Source organism: Curtobacterium sp. B8 (assembly GCF_000333315.1).
Taxonomy (GTDB): domain Bacteria; phylum Actinomycetota; class Actinomycetes; order Actinomycetales; family Microbacteriaceae; genus Curtobacterium; species Curtobacterium luteum.
On record NZ_BACW01000408.1, the window covers coordinates 1 to 233 of the forward strand.

At 70.8% G+C, this 233-nt stretch carries 1 pseudogene; it reads left to right on the forward strand.

Going from position 1 to position 233, the window contains the following annotated elements:
* Window positions 1–233: pseudogene (locus I59_RS22835) on the forward strand (MarR family transcriptional regulator); the annotation flags it as partial.

A 233-nucleotide genomic window follows, 5' to 3' on the forward strand; every position in this document is an offset into this window, starting at 1 on the left:
GTATGACCACCGAGGAAGCACGAGACTCCGCGGGGTTCTGGTACGACGAGCGCACGAGGGTCGACGCGGTCGACGTGCTGAACGCCCTCCGGCGGTACCGCAGCGCCGAGAACGCCGCACAGCGTCGCGCCCGCGAAGCGCTCGGCGTCGGGGAGAACGCCCTGCTCGCGCTCCGGGTGCTGCTCGATGCCGAACAGGCCGGGCGGCACGTCAACTCGAAGCAACTCGCCGAG